Source organism: Streptomyces pathocidini, from assembly GCF_001418495.1.
GTDB classification, from domain to species: domain Bacteria; phylum Actinomycetota; class Actinomycetes; order Streptomycetales; family Streptomycetaceae; genus Streptomyces; species Streptomyces pathocidini.
Map to the genome: position 1 here is coordinate 1 of NZ_LIQY01000079.1, position 24,653 is coordinate 24,653.

Consider the following 24,653-nt stretch of genomic DNA (forward strand, 5'->3'; position numbering starts at 1 on the left):
GTCCCCACCGCCCGCCACCGTCCGCCCCATGGGGTGGGCAGTCCCGGTGCGCACCAGGATCCCGAGTAGTGGAAGCGAAGACCATCACTCATCTCGAAGACAGCAGACGCCTCCGCGGGTCCTTCATAACCACTCCCCGAGCGCCGAACGGTGTCGCAGTAGACCTCGACGGGCGCGGCCCCGGTTACATAACGGGCCGCGTCGAAAGCGTGTACCGCCATATCGGTCAGCAGGGGTTGCGCCAGCCGGGCCCGGAAACCGGTACCGGGATACAAGCGGCTGAACGACGTGTGCAGGCTGTACAGCCCTCCCAGTCGTCGAACTCCGGCGCGGAACCTCTCAAGTCCCGGCTGGTAGCGCCGCGACTGACTGACCATCAACAGTTTGCCGAGTGCGCGAGCTTTACCCGCCAGGAGCCCTGCTTCCTTGAGGTTTCCCGTGAACGGCTTCTCGGAAAGCACCGCAAGATCCGCCTCAAGCGCCGCATCAATGACACCGAAATGCTCGGTCGGCGGCGTCGCGTTGATACAGATGTCCACGGAGACTCCCGCCAAGTCCGCAACGGACGCGGTGACGGGCAGGCCGGGGGCCCTGAGTCTGATCGCCAGCGCCTTGGCGCGACGCTCGTCCGCATCGACGATTGCAGAAAGCTCAAATCGTGGGTTGGCTCCGACAGCTCGCGCCCATGCCGTTCCCATGGCACCTGCGCCTGCCACGACGACCTTGAGCGGTCGATCAGCATCCAGGCGGTCGAACATCGACGTGGCGGTCATGTGGACTACCGATTGGCCAGGACGTAGTCAACCATCTTCCCGATGGAATTGAAGTTCTCAACCATCAACTCCTCGTCCGGTATGGATACACCGAACTCTCCCTCGAGCCAGACGAGAACTTCGAGGATGCCGAGTGAGTCAAACGTGGCGTACTCCCGAAGGTCCTTCCCCTCGCCGGGGCTCCCCTCACGGATCTCGGGGACGACCTCACGGAGGCGATTCGCAACGGAGTCGACGATCTTCTGACGGTCAGTCATTTCCACTCTCCAATAATTTACTGTTTACGCACCGACAGGCTCTGGGAAATCGGTCGCCCGCACGGCACGCAAGTAATGCTGATAGAGCGAGTCCGCACCACCAGCCGGCAGCAGCCCTTTCCAGGGCTTGGCCGGTGTGGCGTAGTGAATAATGGCTGCGTCGTTCTCCACGGCCAGAAGTTGAGAGAGCGGGACGAGTTCTTCAGCTGTGTAGTTGATCCACCGGGTGCTGAGCAGAGAGGACATGGGGAATGCGTTCCACTGTGCGGCGAGCCTCTCCCATCGGTCGGCAACCGCCCAGTTGAGGGCGTCCTGATCCCAGAGCCGGATATGCTCCGGGTGTTCAGCGATGAACGTCAGCGCCCTTCGGAAAGTCCCCTCCGCGACACATACGGACGTGTCGATGAGGAGGACGCCACTGTTGAAGTATTCGCGCTCTGCGGGAAGACCAAGTCTGGACCAGCCCGGCAATGCCCGCCCGTACCGGTAGGCCGGGTTGACAGGGTCGCGTACCGCGGCGATCGGTGCGCCATGCAATTCGGTCTTCAGCAGCGGCCGCAAGTCACCTGTGATCAGGATGTCAGCATCCAGGTAGAGGACCGTCCCCAATCCCTCCAGGAGCTCAGGGATCATGAGGCGCAAGTAATTGGCGTGAACGCCGCCAAATGCTACCGGATATCTGATATCCGCGAGCGTTACCGGCTTGAGCTGAACATTCAATCCCAGGCGATCTGCATGCCAGAGCAGGTAATCCGCGCACCCTTCGGGCAGACCCTCGTTCAGCACCTGGATACTCAGTGTCGACGCGAGCCCTTCGTTCGAATCACATAGGGATTGCCACGCAACGACCAACGGGAGGCAAAATTCCTTATCGATCGCAAAAACAAGCGGCGGGTACGCGTCTGCAGTTTCGGGATCCAAACCTACCGAGAGTGAATACATCGCCGCTCCGATACTCAAAGAAGAACGCTTCGGCGAGATCTCGCCTCGGCGTTTCCGATACCGATCCTGCTATGCACCCGACAACGATGTCAAGAGTTTCTCGCGGAATGAATCGACTAAAGAAACAGACGCGATGCTCGTGCGTGCAGACAGCGGAGAATGCTCAGCCCCTTCGCCCCACTCTCCGATGCACCCCCAAGGGGCCGGGCCCCTCCGAAGCACGGATCCGGCAGCAAAGAACAAATGGCCAGTCACGTCACCCTTACTCACGCCTTGCACTCTCTCCAGAAAATTCCTTTCCTGGCATTTGCTAATGGCGGCCATCCTTTTGGGTTGCACGCCAAGTCCGACGCATGGCCACGACCATCGCTGGCCCAATCCATTGAGAAGAGGTGACGAGAACGTAGCCGTCGTGATCTTTCACCGTCAACCCTCTAGATGCTCGAAGTTGATTGAACCTGGCCGCAAACAGACACTATCCCTCAAGATCGGACCCAACTTAGGTGCAATTACCCGATTTGCTCCACATCGGGTGTGCGAACCACGGTCGCGCCGCGAGTGGACTGTCACTCGACCCCCTCTCGCGGTTTCGTTCGTCGCGGCCCTGCAAGAGGGCCACGAGCCTCCGCGATGCCAGTGCAGGATGAAAGTCAGGCCCCGAGTCGAATTACCCTGCGTCAGGTATAGGTGTAGTCCCGGGCGGGAACGAGCGCGCGAAACGCAAATACCGTGCAGCCTGGGGCTTCACGGGTTGACCAGGATCATCTGCACCGCCGCGCAGGATGCCGGCAGGGGAGACGCCGAGACCGTAGGTCGCGCCACGAAGCCCAGCGGCGACGACATCAAGCCCCTCCTCGGCCATTGGAGCCCCTACAGACCCCACTTGTACTGACTCCAAATCGGGGCATATCGAGCACAACTTCCCCAAGAGGCGGTGAAGACGAGGCCCCGCAGGCACACTCAACACACCGTCACCTGGGGAATCGAGGGTCTGGTGCCCCATCGGAACATGCGTCAAGCGTGCGTCGGAATGGCCGTGCGTGCGTCGAATGCGCGTCGGGATATCGCCCGTCCCGCACACACCGCATACTGATCAAAACCCAGGTCAGCGACCCTTTTTAGCAGGCTCAAGGATGGCGACGCACTCCACGTGGTGCGTCATCGTTTACACGTCGCAGGAGGCATACCGCTGGGGAGGTGCTGGTCAGAGGCGGTTTACCGACTCTGCGAGTGCGCTGATTCCAGGCCCGAGCGTCAAACGAGCGTCACGGGTCTGCATGTGCCAGCTGCCGCCGTTCGCGCTACGGGCGGCAGCGGGAGGTACGTTGCCGACACGCGGAAGCGGCAGTGGGCGTGGTCGAGGGTGATGCCGAGGTCCAGCGCGCCGACGCTGGCCAGGGCCGCGCGAGCGCGCGCCGCCCCCGAAGCCAGGAACAGCATGAAACCCGAGTATCAGGACCCACCTGAAATGACTGCCTGGGAAGCTCTCCACAAGGTTGTAGCGCACGAGTGGCCGAGAGTCCTCCCTGCTCAGGGCGGGGCAGACTGCGGCAACCAGCTCGCCCCCGAGGGATCCGCCCCCGCTCGCTCCGGATGCCGACCACGCATCGGGACCCGCACGACTCTCCGGCGGCCATAATGGGGGCATGCCCTCCAGCCCGCACCACCCCTCACCCGAGCCGAGGAACCTCTCGGGCTCGGACGCCGAGGACCTCGCGTTGTACCGGGAGAAGTTCCGGTGCCGTCTGCCGGAGTCGCTGGACGCGTTGCACGGCCCGACCCAGGGGGTTGTCGAGCTGCCGCTGCACATGGCCTGGTCCGGGATGACCTCGTACGACCTGGGCAAGCCGCGCCAGCGTATGGGCCTGTACCGCACCGTCCTGCACGAGGGGCTACGCGAGGACCTGCCCCGCTACCTCGACCGGGACCTGCTCCTCGATCTGTGGCCGGTGCTGCGCACCCTCGTCGGCCGCACTGTGCGCACGGTATGGGAAGACGCCTTCCCTCAGCTCGCCTCCCGCACCCAGGCAGCCGCGTGACGGACATGCCGGAGCTGCACACACGGCTCCTGGCGGATGTGATCGCCCTCGGCTCCCCGTACCCCCTCGTCCTCACCGGCGGCTACGCCGTCCGGGCGCACCGCCTGGTGAGCCGCCCCAGCCAGGACCTCGACGTCGCCACAGAGAACCCGGCGCCCATGGCCGACATCGCGGCCACGCTCCGCGACGGCCTGGAAGCTCGCGGCTGGAAGGTGCACGCGCTGGAGACCGCCCCGCTTTCCGCCCGCTTCTCCGTGACCGACCCGGCCACCGGGAAGGACTGCGAGGTCGACATCCTCAAGGAGATCTTCTGGCGGCCGGTCGCCCAGAGCCCGTACGGACCTGTCCTCGCGGAGGAGGACGTGATCGGAACCAAGGTCCGCGCCCTCGCCGACCGCGGCGCGCCTCGTGACTTGATCGACGTGTTCGCAGCCTCCCGCCACTGGAGCACTGCCGATCTCGAAGAATTCGGCCGCCGCCACGCCCGCGGCCGCTTCGAGCGCGAAGATCTGCAGGCGAACCTCGCCGGAGCCGAGTGGGCCGACGACGAAGCCTTCGCCGCCTACGGGCTCGACGACACCACGATCACCGCTCTCCGCTCCTGGGCCGTGGAATGGGCCGACGACCTCGCGGCCCGTCTCCTCGAAGAGGGCGATGCTCCGGACAACGACTGATCACGCCGTGGGAAGATCGTAGCTGTGAACGATCAACCAGAGCCGACTCTTGTGCGTCCCCTGCCTGACCTATAGAAGTGGTCAGCGACTGGGTTGCGGAGGCTCGGGGCGAGTCCGATCTGGCCTTGGCAACGAGACCGCCAAAGAGGTCGGGCGGGTTCCGCATCCGTCTGCGGCGGGTCTTGATCAGCGCGGTGACGTGGACGAGGTCGTGCCTGGTGGGTTCGGCCAGTCGCAGCCGCAGCGTCCTATGCCGAAATCCACCCCTTCACACTGCTGTCCCCAGCAGCCGAACCGGACGTCAGCGACCGATGTAGAGAAACCGCAAGTAGCACCCGAACGACAGTCCCCGCTGCCGGAGCCTGGCAGCCTCGACGGAGGCGCTCAGTGTTCCGTGGAGCGCGCTGTTCTGCTGGAGTGCGACCGTACGCCGGCTGAACTCCTGCCGCTGCTGTCGGGCTTGATCGCCCGCAAGCGAGTTCTCTCGGGTGAGCCGCTTCTGATCGTCCTCCATCTGCTTCCGTGCCTTCACACGCAGCGCTTCGATCTCGGACTCCACAGCCTTGCGCTGGGCGGTGAGCTGGGCCCGACGGCTGGCGATGCCCTGTTCGATCGACTGCCGCTCCGACGCGCTGAGGGCGGTCGGTTGCCGGGCTTTGGCGGAGGCGACCAGGTCCTTGCGCCAGACATCGAGGGCGATGGCCTTGGCCTCGCCGATGCCGTGGACGTCGATGACACGGCCGCTGCTCAGCACGAGCACAGCGCCGGTGCTGTTGTACTGGGTGTTCTGCACGGACCGGTAGCCCGTGAAGTCGGCTGCCGTACGGATACCCGCCGCCGCCAGCCGCGCGGCGAGTTTCGGTCCGATGCCGTGCGGCGGGGACTGAGCGATCAGCCGACGGCTGAGGTGATCCCGCACGTACGCGGACTGCTTGTCGGTGAGTGCCTTGGCCAGGGCCCTACAGAGTTCTTCCGAGAGTCCGTCGATCTTCTTGTCGATGTCGCGCTGCTTGCGGACCTTGCGCTTCTCGGCCTCCTTGAGCTCGGCGTGGTATCGGGCTGTGACCTTGCCCTGGGCTCGCGGGTAGGCAGCGGCCCGCTTGGCTTCCGCCTCGTCGAACTTCGCCTGGTCCTTGCGTTGCTTCTCGGCGGCCTTGACCGGGTCATCGAGCTGGGCAAGTTCATTCGTCAGCTCTGCGAGGGCGGCCCGTGACTGTGCCCGCTCCGAGCGACGGCTTCTGGCGAACGTGGTGAGCGCGATGGCAGCCACAATGGGCGCTCCCGGCCCGATCGGTGGCGCCGAGAACCCCGCGACGAACATCACGACCGCTGCGACCAGCATGAGCGGCAAGAGCACGGCTATGGCGATATCCAGCGGTGTCCTCGTGTGGAAGCCGTCCGGTGCAGTGGCCGAGGGCACGTTAGGCGTCGGCGTGGCTTGCGGAGAGACGTGGCCGGTCATCCATCCGGGCAGTCCACCTGTACCAGGGGCGGCCGCTGTGCCACCGCCCGATACCGCTGAGCTTGTCGTCGCGGCGGCCCGTTGTCTGGGCACGGCTGCGGCGAGCGGAGGTAGCACGTCCAACGGCTGGAAGGCCAAGGACCGCACCTGGTCGGCGAGGCCGCTCACCGTCCGGTCGGGATGGGCCAGCAGCGTCTGCAGTCTCGTGGAACCGCCCGGATTCTTGAAATCGTCCTCGGTGAGCAGCAGGAACTCACCGCTTGGCTCGTGCAGCCGATTCCACAGGGCTGGGTCGGAGGCAATTGCCTTGAGCGACAAGAAGATGACCCAAGCGGAGAACCGGTCCAGCGCCGCCCCGAAGTCATCATTCCCCCGGATGGGCGACTGGTAGTTGCGGTGTCCCCGCTCAGTGCCGCCCATGCCGGCCAACGCCGGGACGTACATTCCGTCGTAGTCGACCAGACGCAACGTGTCATCGCTCGCGACGAGCAGGTTGCCGTGCTGGAGGTCACCGTGGGCTATCTCGTGGGTGGCCAGATCACGGGTCAGAGCCTCGAACCGGTCAGCCAGGCGGTCGACGGCGAACCGGTGGGTGTGGTTGTCGTCGAGCCAGGAGGACAGGGTGACGGCCTCGACCCATTCCATCTTCAGGACGGGATAGCGATGGCTCCCGACGCTGATGGCGTCGGGCAAATACTCGAATCCGAGATTCCACGGTTGCGAGAGTTCGGCCGGGTCCAGCTGCGCGAGTCGGGAGCTGATGGACTCGTAACGGCGTTCCTGGTCCGGGACGTGACGGGTGAAGCATTTGATCGCGTACCGCTGGCCTGAGGAGGCCGAGGTCAGTGAGAAGACGCTCGCGAAGGCGCCGGAGATGGCGCGAGGCAGACCGAGCTTGGTCAGTTCCGGCCGTGCGCCTTTGAGTTCGGGGTGCCGGAAACACAGCTGCGTGTGCTGCAGCGCCTCCGCGTAATCAGCGCCGCTGGGAAACTGCCGCTGCGGACCGGTGGCCGAGCCCACGTTCAACGCCCCTCAAAATCGATCCGTACGAGCGCTACGTCGTCGTTGCGCAGTTGTCGGCGGTCCCGCAGACCGTTCAGCCAGTTCTTGAATCCGCCCAGGTCGTCGGGCCCGGCGAACTCCAGCAACTGGCTTACGGCATCGTCCTGGTCCGGGACCGACAAAAGCCATGCGGCCAGGGCGTCGGTCATCAGGAGCAGCCGGTCGCCGGGCTGACACCACCCTTCGGTGAACCGCGTGCGGCGGGCTAGCAAAGCCACGTCGTGGTTACGGCTGCCGAAGAGGTCGGGAGTTGTGCCGAACTCCTCGATGGCCGCCACCGGGAACGCCTGTACCAGCCGGTCGTCGTGCAGGTGGAACAGGCAACTGTCCCCCAGGGCGGCAGCGCGCCATCGCCAGGCCGGTTCACTCGTGTCGGGGTGGGCATCGGAGTCCGGGTCGACGCGCACCGTGAGCAGGGTCGCGTAGGCGCCCTCTGCGAGCTTGGTGTGCTCGTACCACTTCAACGGACGCCCTTCCGCATGGCGCGTCTGCGTGTACTGCACGAGCCAGGGATCCCACTGGGCCACCGCCGCCGCAGCGAACTCCTCGAAGGCGGTGCCGCCCGCCAGCAGGTCCGGCAGCCTCATGGCATGTTCGGCCGCCGCGCGGGACAGCAGACGGGCCCAGTCCTTGGCCAGTGCGCTCTCCGTCGCACCGTCGCAGACGCCCGCGGTGAGCGGCTCCTGCACCATGTAGTCGTGTGGACGGCCGGGAAGCACGGCGACGGCGTCTTCGCATTCCGCCTCCGTGCTTCCGTGCTTAGGGGCCACGAGGTGCGTGACGTACACGCATGAGGTGGACGTCGTCACCGCAGTTCGGTGGCTCGGGTGCCGATGTCGAGGAACTGCACGACCGTGGTGACGTCCGCGTTGTAGACGAAGCCACGGGTGGTCTCGCTGACCCGCTGCCCCTGTGAGGCGGCGTACGAACGCATGTGGCTGGGCAGCGGACTCGACATGGCGAACAGTGTCTGGGCGTAGCTGTCCGGGAGGCCGTCGGCCGTGTCGGGGAAAGCGGTGGGGGTTCCGCCTGCGGCAGACACGTGCAGATTGAACAGCAGCGCCGCTCCGTCGGCCGTAGCGTGCGAGGTGATGGCCTCGGCGGCCGCGGTGGGGTCGCCGTCGGTCGACTCGCCGTCCGTCAGGTTGATGACGATGGGCGGGAAGCTGGCCGGGTAGCGCTCGGTCCACGCCGCGACGAGGCTCTCAGCGTACTGAAGCGCGCGGTTCATCGGGGTCCCGCCGTGGGCGACCGGGTCCATCCACAGCGGGAAGTTGACCACAGTCTCCACCAGGCCGCCGGCACCGTCCGGCACCTTCTTGCTTCGCTCGTCGACGCGGGCCGGATTGTCCGCCACCTCACTGAGAGGGACGATGTCCCGGCCGGCGAGCGATCCCGCGAACGCCGAGCCGACGGTGGCGCCGTAACCGATGACCGCGACGTGGAAGTAGTCGCGTACGCCTTCTTCCTTTGCACACTTGACCGAGAGTTCAGTGAGGAGCCGGTTGATGGCGTCGGCAACGACATCAGCCTTCTGCTGGGGTACTTCTCCACCGATGGGATCGCTCATGGAGGTCGACTGATCGACGAGGAAGATGATGCTCGTCGGATTGCTGCGGCTGATCTCTGCCGTATACGGCACGTTGGGCTCCTGGCGGACTGTGAAGAAGTCGGTCGTCGGAGAAGCTCGTAGGGCATGCTGACGTGCCGGTCACCGGCACGCAGGCCAAATCACCGAGATCCCCCGGACTTATGGTAATGCGAGGACCTTGGCGTTTGGGGCGCACTCAATGCCCTCGACCAGATCCTGTGCTTCGGTCCTCCTCACCGGCCATCGAGCCGCGCCGTCACTCGCTCCGCTCGATCGGCCCACACATGCCAGGCAGGCAGCCGCACGCCGTTCGGCAGCAGGGCCGTGTGGCTGAGGGCGAGCCTCAAGTGGCGTGCGTCCTCCATGTCGGAGTACGCCCCGTGGTCCAGCCGGACCTGTGCAGTGCCCGTGCCTCGGCGGACGTCGAAGTCGTAGGGGTAGCCGTCAGCCGTGACGTTCCTGTCGAGCAGGACTCCGGAAATCGCGTCCGCCAGCATGAGTTGAAGCCGGTCGCCAACAAGTTCGTCCCGCTGCCCGGAGTTTGTACCGAGCGGAGGCAGCGGGGCTTTGGCCTCAGCCGCGTCCAGCAGTGCATGCGGCATGCCCGCCCGAACCGACCAGAAGTCGCGGTCGCCGAACACGATGAGATGCGAACGGGCGCGGGTGACGGCAACGTTCCACAGATTGACCTCGCGACAGAGCCAGTTGACCGCGCTGGGGCGCATTCTCGCACCCGCGACCAGGGACAACAGGATCACGTCCTGCTGTCCTCCCTGAAACGTGTGCACCGTGCCGACCCGTACGCGCTTCTCGTGCTTCCAGCGCTCGGCGATCAGGTTTTTCTGGGCGCGGAAAGGAGTGACCACCCCCACCGTCGAACCTCCAGGCAGCCGCATCAGCAACCGCTCCACGGAAAGATGAACGCGCTCTGCCTCTTCCTCGTTCACCCACGACCCGTTGCTGCCTCTGCGCGCCGTTCCCACCACATCGAGCCACTGCACCGCGTCGACTCCGTCGAGGCGTCGCAGCGACCGCGGCTCAGTGAGAACAGTCAGCCGGTCACCGTAACAATGCCGGTTGGAAATGCCGATAATGTCCGGATGGCAGCGGAAGTGCTCGTCGAGCAGCAGGGTTTCCCCTGTTGCACGGGCAGCCGCGTGGAACGCGGAGTAGCGGCGGTGCTCGAACCGGTGCTCGTCGAGCCAGCTCGCCCGCAGCCCCGCCCCACGGTGTGACTCCGCCTCCTGCCGGGGCTGAAGTGTGGTGATGTGCTGCAACTGCATGGGGTCCCCGATCACGAGGGCCCGCCGTGCGCGGAAGAGCAGTGGCAGCACATCCGGCGTGGAGCACTGGCTCGCCTCATCGACGATGACCAGGTCGAAGAGGGCGGCGCGGTCCCGGAACCGTCGTGGGGACCTCGCGGTGACGGCCCAGCCGGACACCTGCGGCAGGATCCGTTCCAAGGACGACCACTGCCGCGGTGATCGGGACTTCACGGCTTCGATGCGGTCGTGGATGGCCGCACGGGCGGTCATTGCCTGCTCCGCCACCGACGCCTGCAGCAGTGCTGCCGACGTCTCTCGAACCTGTCGATCGGTCTCCCGGAGCATCGTGAGGAGTTGGGCGTCGTCCGGTGCCGCATCGGCTTCGGTGCTCTTCCGTCGCCAGGCGGCTTCGGCTTCCGCGAAAGACAGCAGGTCGGCGAAGTCTTGGCGCCCTGCAACCTGTACGGATAGCGGGGCGAGACCGCGCAGGCATCGGCCCCGCAGCCAACCTCCGAAGATCCCGAGGCGGACCGCCGTCCGAGCCCGGCGCAGCCACCGGCTGAGGGAAACATCGTCGCCCAGGGCTGCGGCAAGCGTCCGAGGGTCGCCATGGTGTCGTTCGGCGTAGGAGAAGCGCAGCCGGCCGAGGTCGGCCAGCTCCCGTTCCCGACGGGCGACCAGCGCGAGTTGACGACGTAGCGCCTCCTGCCCCCGAAGGTGGTTCCGCAGTTCGCCCCGGTACATCTGGGAAGACTGGTGGGGCCGGACGCTGCGGGTGAGCTGCTCCAGCGTCCGCAACTCATCCTCGACGGCTGTCTGGTTGCCCGTCCGTACGAGAAGCCCCGGAGCCAGGGCTTCACAACGCTCCCAGACCTCGTCCACCGCCTTGTTGTTGGTCGAGGCGACGAGCACGGTCTGGCCGGCCGCTCTGGCCGTGGCGACCGCGTTGACGATGAGCTGGCTCTTCCCGGTGCCGGGCGGCCCGGTGGCAACCGTGAGCTTGCGGACCATGGCAGCCCGGATGACCGCTTGCTGTCCTTCGTTCAGTTCCAGGGGAGCGACAACCTGTACCTCTTGCTCGGCGCTCTCGTCCGCTCCTGATGCCGCCGGCGCAGTAAATGATCCGAGCGCGGTGCCTGCGAACTGCCCCACGCTCTTTTGCAGCGTTCTGTAGTCCTTCATCAGCTGTGCGGTGACCGCAGCGTCCGACCGTGCGGCGAAGACGACCGCCACATTGCGGACGCCCTCATGCGCGGCGTACAGCGAGCTGCCGTCGCCGAGCGATCCGGGATCGAGGTGCTCCGTGTCGGGCAGTCCCAGCTCCTGCAGCAGACTGCGCAGGTCACGGACCATGTCCTCCCGGAATCCAGGCCGCCAGTTGGGCTGGTAGGCGGCGAGCAGTTCTTTACCCTCGTCCTTGCCCAGCCGGTCGAGGACGAGTTTGGGATGTAGGGCGATCGGTCCTGTGGGTGTGACCACGCTGCGTCCCTGCGGACCGCGTTCGATCTCGATCTGACGCATGGCGAGCGGCGCGCACACCTGCCGCTTGCCGTCGTAGAGGACGGCGACGGGGTATCCGTACCAGAGGTCGGCGCCGTCCTTGAGGGCACGCTCGGCGAGGTCCACGACACGTTCCGACGCTTGAACCGTGGTTTCCGTGCCAGAGAGCAGGACTTCCTCCCCGGCTGGCCAGACCGCGCGTGGAGGATCGCTTCCCACCAGTGGCAGCAGTTCGTCGGTGGCGTTCTCCGCCTCCAGACAGTGCTGGTAGTACGTCAGCAACTGTGCCCATTCGACGTCCGTGAAGGCGGAGTCGTCGTGTACCGCCTGGGTGGCCTTGACTGGTGCGGGAGTCACCCCACCGGCTCCGTCGGTCACTGCGGTGTGCCCGGCAGGCAGCGGCTTGAGGGCGGGTATCTGACGGCCGACGGCGGCACGGGCGAGATAGATGTCGCCGGTCACGTGAAGACTGGACTGGGTCGGCGTCTGCCGGCGTCCGTCGGGTGCTTTCTGCAGGTCACGGCTGATGTGCCGAAACAGATCGTTCGCGGAGACCTGTCCGTCACCGTCCAAGTCCGCCTGTCCGGAGTGCAGACCTTCGACGATCGCTCTGGTGAACTGCGAGGGTTGGTCCGCGTCAGTGGTGAATGCCTGCTCCCAGTGCTGTGACGCGGTGATGACGTGCACTCCACCGGCCTCGACGACCGGTGCAGTGGCCGACTGTGAGGCCCCCTTGCTGCGGAAGCCCTGCACTGCGCTGCCGCTGAAACAGCAGTCGAGTAACAGGACTTTGCGCCGAGCCGCACATTTCTCCAACTGGTCGGTCACGAAAGAGGCTTCGAGGGCGGTCTGCTGTATCCGATCGGCCTCGGTGTCCGTGGTGACGTAGTACAGCTGACCGTCCTCACGGTCGTACGCCCCGTGGCCGCTGAGATAAAGCACGACCAGTTCGTCCGGCTCGCGTTCCCTCAGAAACCGTTCGACGGCCTGCTTGATCGCCTCCTTCGACGAGTCCTCGATCCGAACGCACGCCTCGTACCCTCCGACCGCCGGCATCTCCAGCACCTGGCTCAGGTAGTGAACGTCTGCGCGCACGGAGGGCAGAGCGGGGAAGGCTACGTCCTCATAGGTAGCGGTCCCCACGAGCAAGGCATGTTTGCGGCTCATCGGGCGTCCCCCGGGCCGGTCTCCGGCCTGTCGTCCCGGCCGTCGCGCAGTGCCTTCACCTCACGCCCGGACACTCCGCCCTGGAACTCCGTGACTGTTCCGTCGGAATGCACCACGCGCACGCTGCGGCTCTTCCGGACCTCGACCCACGCTTTAATGGCGGTCCTCGCCAGCGCGAGGGTGCCTGTGGTGAGGATGAGCACGACCTCCGGGGTCAGCAGTGCCGGCCCTTTCGCACCCTCCGTAGCTCGCGGCGCTTCAGGCGGGGCGAAGCGCACTTCTGCGCCGTCCAGCCGGTTCAGCACCTCACGGAGCTCCTTCGCTTCGAGCTCCGCATGCCGCGGGTCGGCGCCGAACACCTGGATCCGCACAGACTCGATCTGGTCGGACATCTTCCCCCTCGTACTGCCAACTTGCCGGTAATAAAAAAGAGTTACAGGCACCGCTGATTCGCCGTCACCCTAGCGATTCGTCCTGTCCCCCGTGATCTGGTGCCCAACGCCTGCGCCTTGCGCCCTCGCCCGGAACTCGCAGGATCCCATACAGCGGCTCACCCAGGTCCGCCCATCTCTCCAGGGCGTCCCGGTCCACCAGGTGAATCCCATAGCGGGGGCCGCTGGCTCGCGCCGCTGCCGTAAAACCCCCGGTGGTGACGATCACGGCGAAGTGGGCGCCATGGTCGTGGCGGTACGTTCCATTGACCCGCTGAACATCCTGGTCCCCGACCCTTCGGTCCGGTCGCAGCCGCTTGCACTGCACGACGACCCGCCGTTGCGAATGATCGACGACAAGTACGTCGGCGCCCTTGTCCCCCGCTTTGCCCACATGTTCCGCGGTCAGCCCGTCCCGACGCAGCAAGCAGCAGACCGCCAGCTCAAACTCCTGGGGGTCCAGGGCATCGAGATGGGCCAGCGAATAGCGCACGGGTCCCACGGGAAGCGCCGAGCGGCCGGCCCATCTCAGTGCGGCCAGCCGCCCCGGTTTCAGGCCCAGCCCCACTGCCACGGTGGTCAGCACGATGCCTGTCCACACCGGCCACTGCCAGGCCACCTGCCACAGACCGCTGACCCCGGCCAGGGCGGCCACGCCCCACACCCACCAGGGAACCGCAGCCCATCCTCCTTGGCTCCGCCGGCGCCGCATCAGATGACCGGCCCGAAGAGCGCCCACATACCGAATGCAAGACCGAACAACGCAAGTCCCGCCAGGTCGGTGATCGTGACCAAAGTGAAGGCATGGTCTCGGCAGCGCGCGAACAGCCCCCTGCGCCTGCGGCGACACGGCCGGTGGAACGTTGTCGGCCCCCCGCAACGCGACACCAGCGTGACCCCGCCGACCACGAGTAACGCCATGACAAGCAGCATCGGATCCCCCGTTCCCCGACCAAGCCTTTATGAGTATCGAGAAAGCTTCCGTCTCGACCAGTACCTCTTCGGCCGAACCATCTGAGAAGCAGGGCGCAGGGTGTTGACGCCCTTTCCTCGTGTACCCCTGCGCCCTCGCGCCGACGGTTGCGGCTCCCGGATGGGTGCTCGCCCTCAGCCGCCAGGACGAGGGAGACGTACAGCCTGATGAAGATGTCACGCAGTGTGACAGTCTGGGAAGGGTCACGCCGCCCGAGCGTCTCGCGTTGGCGCATAGCACCTCGCGATCCACACGAGCGGCAACTGGACCGAATCACGTCGACCACAATGCGGCCGATCCCGCTGATGGCGCCGGACGCCCCGACAACCACGGATCCGTATCAGCCGAGCCACACAGGGACCTGAACCCCGCCCGCCCAATGTGATGGGCTTTCAGAACGAGCGTCACACGAGCGTCAAGAACCTGAGGGGTGTGCAGCCACGGCTTGCGCCGCCGCCATCGGCCCCCAATGGATCCGCAGGTCAGGTGTGTATGGCCGACCACCTCGCGTTTCACTTGTTGGACGGCCGGAAACAGGTGAAGCGGACGGCGACCGCCACAAACCCGCAGGTCAGACGCCTTCCCGAACCGGCTCCAGGATCGCGACGCACTCCACATGGTGCGTCATCGGGAACAGGTCGAAGGCTCGCAGGCGTCGTGGGGTGTAGCCGGCTTCGCGGAAGTACGCCAGGTCTCGGGCGAGGGCCGCCGGGTCGCAGGCCACATAGGCGATGCGGCGGGCGCCGAGGGTGGCGAGGTGGGCGATCAACTGGCGGCCCGCGCCCGCGCGGGGCGGGTCGAGGACGATCAGGTCGGCCTCGGTGATGCCGGTGCGCGGCAGGACCTGCTCGACCTTGCCGTGCTCGATCCGGACCCGCTCCAGGTCCTCCAGGTTGTGCCGCGCGTCCTCCACGGCCCGCTTGCCCGACTCGATGCCGAGCACCGCGCCCTTCTCGCCGACCCGTTCGGCCAGCGCGCCCGCGAACAGGCCCACGCCGCAGTACAGATCGAGGGCTGTCTGGCCCGGCTTGGGCATCAGGCCCTGCATCACGGCCTCGACCAGCAGGTCGGCCGCCCTCGGGTGCACCTGCCAGAAGCCGCCCGAACCCACGCGCCACGTACGGCCGATGGCCCGTTCGCGGACGAACGGGCGGCCGTGTACGCGGTGCACTCCCCCGGTCTTCTCGTCCACCCGCATCACCGACACCGGCTTGTCGAGTTCGACGATCGGCAGCCGTCCACCCGGGCGCGGGGTCAGGATCACCTGCCGGTCGTGCGAACCGGAGGCGGCCACGGCCTCGACCGAGGCGATCTGCTGCCACTCCCGCTTCTCGACGCCCAGTTCACTGACGCCGGGCGCGGCGATGAGGCAGCGGTCGATCGGCTGGACCTCGTGCGAGCGGTGCTTGCGCAGGCCCGCGTGCCCCTCGGCGTCCACCGCGTACTGCACGCGCGTGCGCCAGGCCGGGACCTCGCCCTTGGCGACCTTGTCGCCGGGCGCGGGCTCGACCGTTCCGTCCCAGCCCGCCTCCTCGGGGGTCAGCCCCGCGAGCCGGCTCAACTGCTCGGTGATGACCGCGACCTTGAGGCGGCGCTGGCCGCCCGGCGATACGTGCTGCCAGTCGCAGCCGCCGCACTTGCCGGGGCCGGAGAACGGGCACGGCGCCTCGACCCGGTCCGGCGAGGCGTCCAGCACCGTCACCGCGTCCGCGCGCAGGAAGCGGGAGTCCTCGCCGCCCTCGGTGACCCGGGCCACCACACGCTCCCCGGGCAGCGTGTGCCGGACGAACAGCACCCGGCCCTCCGGCGTACGGGCGATGCAGTGCCCGCCGTGGGCTACGGGCCCGACCTCGACCTCGTACTCCGCACCGACCAGCGAGGCGGTCGGCTGGGGGGATTCTGTGGACACGGCGGGGTGCTCCTGAGCTGAGGCGGGGACGGGGCGACGGGCGACGGGCGACGGGCGACGGGCGACGGGCGACGGCAGGCTGCCACGCTGTCACAGCGGGCTGCCGCGCTCACGACGGACCGCCATGTGGTTTACGGCAGGCCGCCGCGCGGTCGTACGGCGGTCCGCCGCGCTTTACGGCAAGCCGCCGAACTGTCAGCGACAGCAGCCGTCCAGTCTACGTCGCCCCGGCGGACGACCGAGCTCGCGTCCAAGCGCCTGCAGACCGCGGCCCGCGCAACCCCGCGATCACCCCGTAATCCCCCACACCCCCACGCACTACTTTCGCGCCGGCGCCCGGTCCCGCTGGGCCGGCGGGCCCACCGGGCCCCGCCGCACCGCGCCCGGCGCGTTCCACTCCTCGCGCTTGCGGGCCCGCTGCTTCGCGAGCTCCGAGGACTCCAGCTGGTACGGCACGGAGGTCACCATCACGCCCGGGGTGAACAACAGCCGCCCCTTGAGCCGCAGCGCGCTCTGGTTGTGCAGCAGGTGCTCGTACCAGTGGCCCACCACGTACTCGGGGATGTAGACGCTGACCACATCGCGGGGGCTCTCCCGGCGCAGGCGCTTCACGTAGTCGATGACGGGGCGGGTGATCTCGCGGAAGGGCGAGTCGAGGACCTTCAGCGGTACGTCGACCGAGCGCCGCTCCCACTCCGCCTGCAGCGCCTTGGTCTCGGCCGGGTCGACGCCGATGGTGAGGGCCTCCAGCCGGTCCGAGCGCATCAGCTTCGCGTAGGCGAGGGCGCGCAGGGTGGGCCGGTGGACCTTGGAGACCAGCACGATGGAGTGGACGCGGGAGGGGCGGACCGCCTCGTCGCCGGGCTCGTCGGGGGCCGCGATCTCCTCGGCCACCCGGTCGTAGTGGCGGCGGATCGCGCTCATGATCACGTAGAAGATGACCATGCCGAGCAGGGCCACCCACGCGCCGTGGCTGAACTTGGTGAGCAGCACGACGACCAGCACGAGCCCGGTGAAGAAGGCGCCGAACGCGTTGATGGCGCGGGAGCGGATCATGCGCCGGCGGGCGGCCGGGGCGGTCTCGGTGCGCAGGTGCCGGTTCCAGTGCCGCACCATGCCGATCTGGCTGAGCGTGAAGGAGACGAAGACGCCGACGATGTAGAGCTGGATCAGCTTGGTGGAGTCGGCGCCGTAGATCCACACCAGCAGCACGGCGGCGGCGGCCAGCAGCACGATGCCGTTGGAGAAGGCGAGCCGGTCGCCGCGGGTGTGCAGCTGGCGCGGCAGGTAGCGGTCCTGGGCGAGGATCGAGCCGAGCAGCGGGAAGCCGTTGTACGCGGTGTTGGCCGCGAGGAAGAGCACCAGCGCGGTCGCCGCGGCCAGCAGCACGAAGAAGAACGTGCCGTCGCCGAAGACGGCCGCGGCGACCTGCGAGATGACCGGGTTCTGCACATAACCGGCGCCCACCGGGCTGCCGTTGTCGAGCAGGTCGTGCGCCGGGTTCTCGGCCATCTTGACGCCGGTGACCAGGGCGAGGCCGATGATGCCGCAGAACATGGTGACCGCCAGGCCGCCCATGAGCAGCAGGGTCGTGGCGGCGTTGCGGCTCTTGGGCTTGCGGAAGGCGGGGACGCCGTTACTGATCGCCTCGACGCCGGTGAGCGCCGCGCAGCCGGAGGAGAAGGCCCGCAGCAGCAGGAAGACCAGGGCGAAGCCGGCGATCCCGGTCTGCTCGGCCTGGATCTCGAAGTCCGCGGTGGGGGCGCTCATCTCGTCGCCGCGGACGAGGCCGCGGTAGGAGCCCCAGGCGATCATGGCAAAGACGCCGGCCACGAACACGTAGGTGGGGATGGCAAAGAGCTTGCCGGACTCCCGTACGCCGCGCAGGTTCATGAGCGTCAGCAGCACGATGATGCCGATCGCGCAGAGGACCTTGTGCTCGACGAAGAACGGGACCGCGGAGCCGAGGTTCTCCACGCCGGAGGAGATCGACACCGCGACCGTGAGCACGTAGTCGACCAGCAGGGCGCTGGCGACCGTGAGCCCGGCCCGGGGGCCGAGGTTGGTGTTGGCGACCTCGTAGTCGCCGCCGCCGCTCGGGTACGCGTGCACGTTCTGCCGGTACGAGGCGACGACGGTGAACATCAGCACCACGACGGCGACCGCGATCCACGGACTGAAGCTGTACGCCGACACCCCCGCGATGGAGAGGACGAGCAGCACCTCCCCCGGCGCGTAGGCGACGGAGGACAGCGGGTCGGAGGCGAAGACGGGCAGTGCGATCCGCTTGGGAAGAAGCGTTTCCCCCAGCTGCGTGCTGCGCAGGGCCCTGCCGATGAGAATCCGTTTGGGCAGGTCGGTCAGTTTGGACACGCAGAGGATCGTAAGGGGTTCGTATGAAGAAGGCCCACCCACCCAGGGACCCGGATTCGGAGATCGCGGGTAGCGTTACCGGCGACGGTCGGGGCCGAGCGGTTGCCCCCACCTGCCGAACGGAAGGATGATGGACGGTGTTTGCGCAGGTCACAGCAGTAGGGGAAGGCGCGGGGTAAGACCTCATGCACATCGTGATCATGGGCTGCGGCCGGGTCGGATCCGCCCTGGCGCAGAGCCTTGAACAACAGGGGCACACGGTCGCGGTCGTCGACCGCGACCCCACGGCCTTCCGCCGTCTCGGCTCCGGATTCGGCGGCCGCCGGGTCACGGGAATCGGGTTCGACCAGGACACTCTGCGCGAGGCGGGCATCGAGGAGGCCGGGGCGTTCGCCGCGGTCAGCAGCGGCGACAACTCCAACATCATCGCGGCCCGGGTGGCGCGCGAGATGTTCGGCGTCGAGAACGTCGCGGCCCGCATCTACGACCCGCGCCGGGCCGAGGTCTACCAGCGCCTCGGCATCCCGACGGTGGCCACCGTGCGATGGACCGCGGACCAGATGCTGCGCCGGCTGCTGCCGTCCGGCGCCGAGCCACTGTGGCGCGACCCGAGCGGCGCGGTCGAGCTGGCCGAGGTGCACGCCTCCCCGGCCTGGGTCGGCGAGAAGGTCAGCAAGATGCAGGACGAGACGGGCGTGCGTGTGGCCTTCCTCACCCGGCTGGGCGAGGCGATGCTGCCGACCTCGCAGACGGTCCTGCAGGAGGGCGACCTCGTGCACGTGATGATGCGCAGCAACGAGGTCGAGAAGGTCGAGGCGGCCTTCGCCGAGGGGCCCGAGGAGGCGCAGCAATGAGAGTGGCGATTGCGGGCGCGGGCGCCGTCGGGCGCTCGATCGCGGGCGAGCTGCTGGAGAACGGGCACGAGGTGCTGCTGGTCGACAAGGCGCCGACCGCGATCTCGGTGGAGCGGGTGCCGCAGGCCGAGTGGCTGCTGGCGGACGCCTGCGAGATCACCTCGCTCGACGAGGCGGCGCTGCAGCGCTGCAACGTGGTCATCGCGGCGACCGGCGACGACAAGGTGAACCTGGTCGTCTCCCTGCTGGCCAAGACGGAGTACGGGGTTCCGCGCGTGGTGGCCCGGGTGAACAACCCGAAGAACGAGTGGCTGTTCAACGAGTCCTGGGGCGTGGACGTCGCGGTGTCCACCCCGCGTCTGATGTCGGCGCTGGTCGAGGAGGCGGTGAGCGTCGGCGACCTCGTACGGCTGCTGCGCTTCAGCCACGGCGACGCGAACCTGGTCGAGCTGACGCTGCCGCCGGAGTCGGCCCTCGCCGGGACCCGGGTCGGCGACGTGGACTGGCCCGAGGACACCTCGCTGGTCACGATCATCCGCGGGAACCGGGTGCTGACCCCGAACCGCGAGGACTCCCTGGAGGCCGGTGACGAGCTGCTGTTCGTCGCCGCCCAGGCCCGCGAGGAGCAGCTGGAGGACCTGTTGTCGGTCCGCCAGGAGCCTGCGGCCGACTAGCGGGACGGAACAACGGGCCGGGCCCCTGGNNCCAGGGGCCCGGCCCGTTGTGTGGTCAGCGGCCGCGGTGGTCGGGGGCCTCGTGCCGCCGCTCGGCGACGGCCTCCGCGGTGACGCCCTCCGCGAGTCCTTCGGCCACCCGCTCCGGCACGGGCTCCCCGGCGTCCGCGCGCTCACGCGCCTTCTCCGCCGCCTCCATCTCGGCGAAGACGTCGATCGGCGGCGGCGCCTTGGCCAGGAAGATCCAGGTCAGGTAGACGGCCAGCAGGAACGGCGGGATCTTCAGGGCGATGAGGACCCAGCCGAGCTGGGTGGTGTCGGCCCACCAGTACAACGGGAAGAGGATCGCCGACTTGGCGAGCAGGATCAGCCCCCACGCGTAACTGGCCCTGGTGTAGGCGCGCTTGCGGCCGGGGTTGCGGGTGCGCCAGGAGAGGTTCTCCTTGAAGACCGGCCCGAGGATCAGGCCGAGCAGCGGGACGCCCGCGGCCGCGGTCACGGTGTAGGCCAGCGCGAGGCCGAGCGTGTAGAGCATCCCCGGCAGGTAGAAGTCCTTGGCGTTGCCGGTCATCATCGCGAAGACCACGCCGAAGGCCACCCCGAAGACGCCGCTGAAGGCGTGCTTGAGGGTGTCCTTGCGCACCAGCCGGGCCACGCCCAGCGCCACGGAGAGCACGAGCGCGGCGATGGCCGAGAAGTGGATGTCCTTGTTGATCGTGTAGATCAGGATGAAGACCAGGCCCGGCACGGTGGTCTCCACCAGGCCGCGCACCCCGCCGAAGGCCTCGAAGAGGGCCGCCTCGGTGACGGCCCTGGACCCTTCGGCGGCCGCGTCCTCGGAAGCGGTGGGCGGGGTCGTGTTGTCCGGAGAGGTCACCGGCTACTCCTGTCCGAGCGGTCGGAGTTCGTACTTCGGATTGAAGAGCACCCGGCGGCCGCGGCTCATCGAGACCCGCCCCGACGCGACGAGCTTGCGACCGGGCTCTATGCCGGTGATGGACCGCCGGCCCAGCCATACGACGTCCAGCGCGGCCGAGCCGTCGAACAGCTCGGCCTCCAGCGCGGGCACCCCGGCCCGCGGCCGGAGGGTGACCGTCCGCAGGGTGCCGGTGACCTTCACGATCTGGCGGTCGTCGCAGTCGCAGATCCGCGTGCACCCCGCGGCCTCGGCGGCCTGCTGGAGCTCGTCGGCGTGCAGTTCCTCCTCGGTGGAGGACAGCCGGTCGAGCATCCGGCGGAACCGGCCGGCCGGTTTCTGTGGACGGGGGACAGCACTCATACCGGAAGCGTACCGGGGCGGGGGCCGCCCGATCACGGCCCGAAGTCCCGACTTTGCGCGCGGGCCCCGGTGAGCGGGAACCCACCGCCGGTCACGGCTCGAAGCGGTAGCCCATGCCCGGCTCGGTCACGAAGTGGCGCGGGTGCGAGGGGTCGGCCTCCAGCTTGCGGCGCAGCTGCGCCATGTAGACCCGCAGATAGTTGGTCTCGGTGCCGTACGAGGGCCCCCAGACCTCCTGGAGCAGCTGCTTCTGGCTGACCAGGCGGCCGGTGTTGCGGACCAGCACCTCCAGCAGATGCCACTCGGTGGGCGTGAGGCGTACGTCACGGCCCTCGCGGTTGACCTTCTTCGCGGCCAGGTCGACGGTGAAGCCGGGGGTCTCGACGATCACGGTGTCCCCGGTGGGCCCGGTGGGCTCGGCCCGGCGGACCGCGGCCCGCAGCCGGGCCAGCAGCTCGTCCATGCCGAAGGGCTTGGTGACGTAGTCGTCGGCGCCCGCGTCGAGCGCCTCGACCTTCTCGTCGGAGGTCTGGCGCGCGGAGAGGACCAGGATCGGCACCCGCGTCCAGCCGCGCAGCCCCTTGATCACCTCGACGCCGTCCATGTCCGGCAGGCCGAGGTCGAGGACCACGACATCGGGGTGGCGGGCGGCGGCCATCCGCAGCGCGGTCGCGCCGTCGGGGGCGGCGTCCACCTCGTACTTGCGCGCCTTCAGGTTGATCACCAGGGCACGTACGATCTGCGGCTCGTCCTCCACCACCAGAACGCGCGTCATCCGTGTCGCCTTTCTCCCGTACGGCGCCGGGCCGCACGCGGTTGTCTCGTGAACATCGCCGATGCGGGCGTCATGAAGTGGCCTCGGCCGGGAGCTCGGCGCCGGTCCGCGGGCGGCCCCCTGCGCACCGCAGGGTCAGCACCATCGTCATGCCGCCGCCGGGGGTGTCCTCGGCGGTGAGCGTGCCGCCCATCGCCTCGGCGAAGCCGCGCGCCACCGCCAGGCCGAGGCCGACGCCGGCGCCGCGCGGGGCGTCGCCGTAGCGCTGGAAGGGCTCGAAGATACGGTCCTTGTCGCTGTCGGGGACGCCGGGGCCGCGGTCCACGACGCGCACCTCGACGCGCGGGCCGAGGGCGCTGGCCGAGACCAGGACGGGCTCGCCCTCGGGGCTGTACTTGACGGCGTTCTCGACCAGGTTCGCCACCCCGCGCTCCAAGAGCCCCTTGTCGATGTCCACCATCGGCAGGTCCTCGGGGACGTCGAGAACGACGCTGCCCTCGGGGACGCCGCCGAGCGCCATGGGCACCACCTCGTCGAGGTCCGCCTCGCGGATCAGCGGGGTGACGGTGCCGGTCTGGAGCCGGGACATGTCGAGGAGGTTCCCGACCAGGTGGTCGAGGCGGTCGGCGCCCTCTTCGATACCGGCCAGCAGCTCGGCCTCGTCCGCCTCGGACCAGGCCACGTCGTCCGAGCGCAGCGAGGTCACCGCGGCCTTGATGCTGGCCAGCGGGGTGCGCAGATCGTGCGAGACGGCGGCCAGCAGGGCCGTGCGGATCCGGTTGCCCTCGGCCAGCGCGCGGGCCTGTTCGGCCTCGCCGAGCAGGCGCTGCCGGTCCAGGACGACGGCGGCCTGGGCGGCGAATGCGGCGAGCACCCGGCGGTCCTCGGCGGGCAGCACGCGGCCGCTGAGGGCGAGGGCCATGTTGTCGCCGACGGGCATGTCGACGTCCGCGTCCTCGGGCCGTACGAGCGGCCCGGCGTCGCCGGCGGTGCCCGCGCAGGTCCACGGGTCGACCTCGCTGCTGCGCTCCATCAGCGCCACCGAGTCCATGGAGAAGGTCTCGCGGACCCGCTCCAGCAGGGCTTCCAGGCTGGTCTCGCCGCGCAGCACGCTCCCGGCGAGGAAGGAGAGGATCTCCGACTCGGCCCGCAGCCGGGCGGCCTGGTGGGTGCGACGTGCCGCCAGGTCCACGACCGAGGCCACCGCGACCGCGACCCCGAAGAAGATCACGATGGCCACGATGTTCTTCGGATCGGCGATGGTCCAGGTGTGCAGGGGCGGGGTGAAGAACCAGTTGAGCAGCAGGGAGCCCACGGCCGCCGAGGCCAGCGCCGGGAGCAGCCCGCCGAGCAGGGCGGCGGCCACGGTCAGCGACAGGAAGAGCAGCATGTCGTTGGCCAGTCCCAGGCCCGGCCCCACGCTCCTGAGCAGCAGGGCGAGCAACAGCGCCCCGGCCACGCCGACCAGCCAGCCCGCGACGATCCGGGAGCGCCCGAGGCGGGCGCCGCGCGCGATGTGCAGGCCGCGGCCGGTGCCGACCTTGTCGTGGGTGACGATGTGGACGTCCAGGTCGGGGCCGGACTCGCGGGCCACGGTGGAGCCGACGCCGGGCCCGAACACGTACTGCCAGGCCTTGCGGCGGCTGGAGCCGAGGACGATCTGGGTGGCGTTGACCCCGCGCGCGAAGGCCAGCAGCGCGTCCGGCACGTCGTCGCCGATGACGTGGTGGAAGGTTCCGCCGAGATCCTCGACGAGGGTCCGCTGGACCGCGAGCTCCTTGGGGGAGGCGGCGGTCAGGCCGTCGCTGCGGGCCACATAGACAGCGAGGATCTCGCCGCCCGCGCCCTTGGTGGCCATGCGCGCGGCGCGGCGGATGAGCGTACGGCCCTCGGGGCCGCCGGTGAGGCCGACGACGATGCGCTCGCGGGAGCCCCAGATCGTGGAGACCTCGTGCTCGGAGCGGTACTCCTGGAGGTAGGCGTCGACCCGGTCGGCGGTCCACAGGAGGGCCAGCTCGCGCAGGGCGGTGAGGTTGCCGGGGCGGAAGTAGTTGGACAGGGCCGCGTCGACCTTGTCCGGCTTGTAGATGTTGCCGTGGGCCATGCGGCGGCGCAGCGCCTGGGGCGACATGTCGACCAACTCGATCTGGTCGGCGCGGCGCACCACCTCGTCGGGCACGGTCTCGCGCTGCCGGACGCCGGTTATCGTCTCGACCACGTCCCCCAGCGACTCCAGGTGCTGGATGTTGACCGTGGAGACGACGTCGATCCCGGCCTGGAGCAGCTCCTCGACGTCCTGCCAGCGCTTGGGGTTGCGGGAGCCGGGCACGTTGGTGTGGGCCAGCTCGTCGACGAGCGCGACCTCGGGTCTGCGCTCCAGTACGGCGTCCACGTCCATCTCCGTGAAGACGGTGTCGCGGTACTCCAGCTCGCGGCGCGGGACCTGCTCCAGGCCGTGCAGCATGACCTCGGTGCGGGGCCGCCCGTGGTGCTCGACGAAGGCCACCGCGCAGTCGGTGCCGCGCTCCACCCGGCGATGTGCCTCGGACAGCATGGCGTAGGTCTTGCCCACGCCTGGTGCCGCGCCGAGATAGATCCTGAGCTTGCCGCGTCCCATGGCCCCATTGTCTTCGGAAAGAGCTGTTCCGTACGT

Annotated in this window: 19 protein-coding genes; 4 read left to right on the plus strand and 15 right to left on the minus strand. The window is 68.3% G+C overall.

All coding sequences use genetic code 11. From position 1 onward, the window contains the following. The 3 genes from AOK16_RS27020 to AOK16_RS05110 form a co-directional block, all read right to left on the minus strand. A partial coding sequence (locus AOK16_RS27020) for a Gfo/Idh/MocA family protein (RefSeq protein ID WP_169790861.1) occupies positions 1-773 on the minus strand: 773 nt, incomplete at its 3' end. A 5-nt stretch (positions 774-778) separates the two neighbouring features. Then, complete coding sequence (locus AOK16_RS05105; RefSeq protein WP_055471013.1) at positions 779-1,030, minus strand: acyl carrier protein; 252 nt, start codon at positions 1,028-1,030, stop codon at positions 779-781. Between the two features lie 24 nt (positions 1,031-1,054). Continuing rightward, entirely contained in the window at positions 1,055-1,972 is a 918-nt protein-coding gene (locus AOK16_RS05110) for a glycosyltransferase family 8 protein (RefSeq protein WP_079101075.1), read from the minus strand. A gap of 1,646 nt (positions 1,973-3,618) precedes the next feature. Here AOK16_RS05110 and AOK16_RS05120 point away from each other — a divergent pair. Both AOK16_RS05120 and AOK16_RS05125 read left to right on the plus strand, forming a co-directional pair. Then, positions 3,619-4,011 (plus strand): hypothetical protein, encoded by a 393-nt coding sequence (locus AOK16_RS05120; protein WP_055471016.1) that lies wholly within the window; start codon positions 3,619-3,621, stop codon positions 4,009-4,011. Positions 4,012-4,016: 5 nt separating this feature from the next. Then, positions 4,017-4,685: a nucleotidyl transferase AbiEii/AbiGii toxin family protein gene (locus tag AOK16_RS05125; RefSeq protein ID WP_205627631.1), complete on the plus strand. Its 669-nt coding sequence runs from the start codon at positions 4,017-4,019 to the stop codon at positions 4,683-4,685. A gap of 301 nt (positions 4,686-4,986) precedes the next feature. On the opposite strand, the gene AOK16_RS05130 is transcribed toward AOK16_RS05125, so the two are convergent. The 8 genes from AOK16_RS05130 to AOK16_RS05170 all read right to left on the minus strand — a co-directional run bounded on the left by AOK16_RS05130 (position 4,987) and on the right by AOK16_RS05170 (position 18,418). Beyond that, positions 4,987-7,167, minus strand: a complete 2,181-nt coding sequence (locus tag AOK16_RS05130) for an AarF/UbiB family protein (RefSeq protein WP_240483380.1) — start codon at positions 7,165-7,167, stop codon at positions 4,987-4,989. Between the two features lie 2 nt (positions 7,168-7,169). Continuing rightward, the gene (locus AOK16_RS05135; RefSeq protein ID WP_240483382.1) at positions 7,170-7,901 is read right to left on the minus strand and encodes a hypothetical protein; all 732 of its coding nucleotides are present in this window, start codon (positions 7,899-7,901) and stop codon (positions 7,170-7,172) included. Positions 7,902-8,014: 113 nt separating this feature from the next. Beyond that, the gene (locus AOK16_RS05140) at positions 8,015-8,851 is read right to left on the minus strand and encodes a vWA domain-containing protein (protein WP_055471020.1); all 837 of its coding nucleotides are present in this window, start codon (positions 8,849-8,851) and stop codon (positions 8,015-8,017) included. Positions 8,852-9,033: 182 nt separating this feature from the next. Beyond that, positions 9,034-12,732, minus strand: coding sequence for a caspase, EACC1-associated type (locus AOK16_RS05145; protein ID WP_055471021.1), 3,699 nt, complete (start codon positions 12,730-12,732; stop codon positions 9,034-9,036). Continuing rightward, positions 12,729-13,124, minus strand: coding sequence for an effector-associated constant component EACC1 (locus AOK16_RS05150; RefSeq protein WP_055471022.1), 396 nt, complete (start codon positions 13,122-13,124; stop codon positions 12,729-12,731). The genes AOK16_RS05145 and AOK16_RS05150 overlap by 4 nt, the downstream gene beginning before the upstream one ends. Positions 13,125-13,188: 64 nt before the next feature. Next, positions 13,189-13,818, minus strand: a complete 630-nt coding sequence (locus AOK16_RS05155; protein ID WP_157859112.1) for a restriction endonuclease — start codon at positions 13,816-13,818, stop codon at positions 13,189-13,191. An 889-nt stretch (positions 13,819-14,707) separates the two neighbouring features. Next, positions 14,708-16,045, minus strand: coding sequence for a class I SAM-dependent RNA methyltransferase (locus tag AOK16_RS05165; RefSeq protein WP_055471025.1), 1,338 nt, complete (start codon positions 16,043-16,045; stop codon positions 14,708-14,710). 318 nt (positions 16,046-16,363) lie between these two features. Further along, the gene (locus tag AOK16_RS05170) at positions 16,364-18,418 is read right to left on the minus strand and encodes an APC family permease (RefSeq protein WP_055471026.1); all 2,055 of its coding nucleotides are present in this window, start codon (positions 18,416-18,418) and stop codon (positions 16,364-16,366) included. A gap of 185 nt (positions 18,419-18,603) precedes the next feature. Here AOK16_RS05170 and AOK16_RS05175 point away from each other — a divergent pair, with 185 nt between their 5' ends. Then, positions 18,604-19,272 (plus strand): potassium channel family protein, encoded by a 669-nt coding sequence (locus tag AOK16_RS05175; protein ID WP_055471027.1) that lies wholly within the window; start codon positions 18,604-18,606, stop codon positions 19,270-19,272. Next, positions 19,269-19,946: a potassium channel family protein gene (locus tag AOK16_RS05180; RefSeq protein WP_055471028.1), complete on the plus strand. Its 678-nt coding sequence runs from the start codon at positions 19,269-19,271 to the stop codon at positions 19,944-19,946. The genes AOK16_RS05175 and AOK16_RS05180 overlap by 4 nt, the downstream gene beginning before the upstream one ends. A gap of 55 nt (positions 19,947-20,001) precedes the next feature. Here the strand turns inward: AOK16_RS05180 and AOK16_RS05185 are convergent, their stop codons facing one another. The 4 genes from AOK16_RS05185 to AOK16_RS05200 all read right to left on the minus strand — a co-directional run bounded on the left by AOK16_RS05185 (position 20,002) and on the right by AOK16_RS05200 (position 24,617). Continuing rightward, positions 20,002-20,823, minus strand: coding sequence for a DUF3159 domain-containing protein (locus tag AOK16_RS05185; RefSeq protein WP_079101078.1), 822 nt, complete (start codon positions 20,821-20,823; stop codon positions 20,002-20,004). 3 nt (positions 20,824-20,826) lie between these two features. Beyond that, positions 20,827-21,225 (minus strand): OB-fold nucleic acid binding domain-containing protein, encoded by a 399-nt coding sequence (locus AOK16_RS05190; protein WP_079101079.1) that lies wholly within the window; start codon positions 21,223-21,225, stop codon positions 20,827-20,829. 91 nt (positions 21,226-21,316) lie between these two features. Then, the gene (locus tag AOK16_RS05195; RefSeq protein WP_055471030.1) at positions 21,317-22,000 is read right to left on the minus strand and encodes a response regulator; all 684 of its coding nucleotides are present in this window, start codon (positions 21,998-22,000) and stop codon (positions 21,317-21,319) included. A 70-nt stretch (positions 22,001-22,070) separates the two neighbouring features. Next, the gene (locus AOK16_RS05200) at positions 22,071-24,617 is read right to left on the minus strand and encodes a sensor histidine kinase (RefSeq protein ID WP_055471031.1); all 2,547 of its coding nucleotides are present in this window, start codon (positions 24,615-24,617) and stop codon (positions 22,071-22,073) included. Positions 24,618-24,653 lie beyond the last annotated feature (36 nt).

Bases quoted from the DNA above. Each gene is read 5' to 3' on its own strand.
- AOK16_RS05150 (WP_055471022.1), bottom strand. From the start codon at position 13,124: ATGTCCGACCAGATCGAGTCTGTGCGGATCCAGGTGTTCGGCGCCGAC.
- AOK16_RS05120 (WP_055471016.1), top strand. From the start codon at position 3,619: ATGCCCTCCAGCCCGCACCACCCCTCACCCGAGCCGAGGAACCTCTCG.
- AOK16_RS05110 (WP_079101075.1), bottom strand. From the start codon at position 1,972: ATGTATTCACTCTCGGTAGGTTTGGATCCCGAAACTGCAGACGCGTAC.
- AOK16_RS05175 (WP_055471027.1), top strand. From the start codon at position 18,604: ATGCACATCGTGATCATGGGCTGCGGCCGGGTCGGATCCGCCCTGGCG.
- AOK16_RS05190 (WP_079101079.1), bottom strand. From the start codon at position 21,225: ATGAGTGCTGTCCCCCGTCCACAGAAACCGGCCGGCCGGTTCCGCCGG.
- AOK16_RS05145 (WP_055471021.1), bottom strand. From the start codon at position 12,732: ATGAGCCGCAAACATGCCTTGCTCGTGGGGACCGCTACCTATGAGGAC.
- AOK16_RS05135 (WP_240483382.1), bottom strand. From the start codon at position 7,901: ATGGTGCAGGAGCCGCTCACCGCGGGCGTCTGCGACGGTGCGACGGAG.
- AOK16_RS05125 (WP_205627631.1), top strand. From the start codon at position 4,017: ATGCCGGAGCTGCACACACGGCTCCTGGCGGATGTGATCGCCCTCGGC.
- AOK16_RS05200 (WP_055471031.1), bottom strand. From the start codon at position 24,617: ATGGGACGCGGCAAGCTCAGGATCTATCTCGGCGCGGCACCAGGCGTG.
- AOK16_RS05195 (WP_055471030.1), bottom strand. From the start codon at position 22,000: ATGACGCGCGTTCTGGTGGTGGAGGACGAGCCGCAGATCGTACGTGCC.
- AOK16_RS05105 (WP_055471013.1), bottom strand. From the start codon at position 1,030: ATGACTGACCGTCAGAAGATCGTCGACTCCGTTGCGAATCGCCTCCGT.
- AOK16_RS05180 (WP_055471028.1), top strand. From the start codon at position 19,269: ATGAGAGTGGCGATTGCGGGCGCGGGCGCCGTCGGGCGCTCGATCGCG.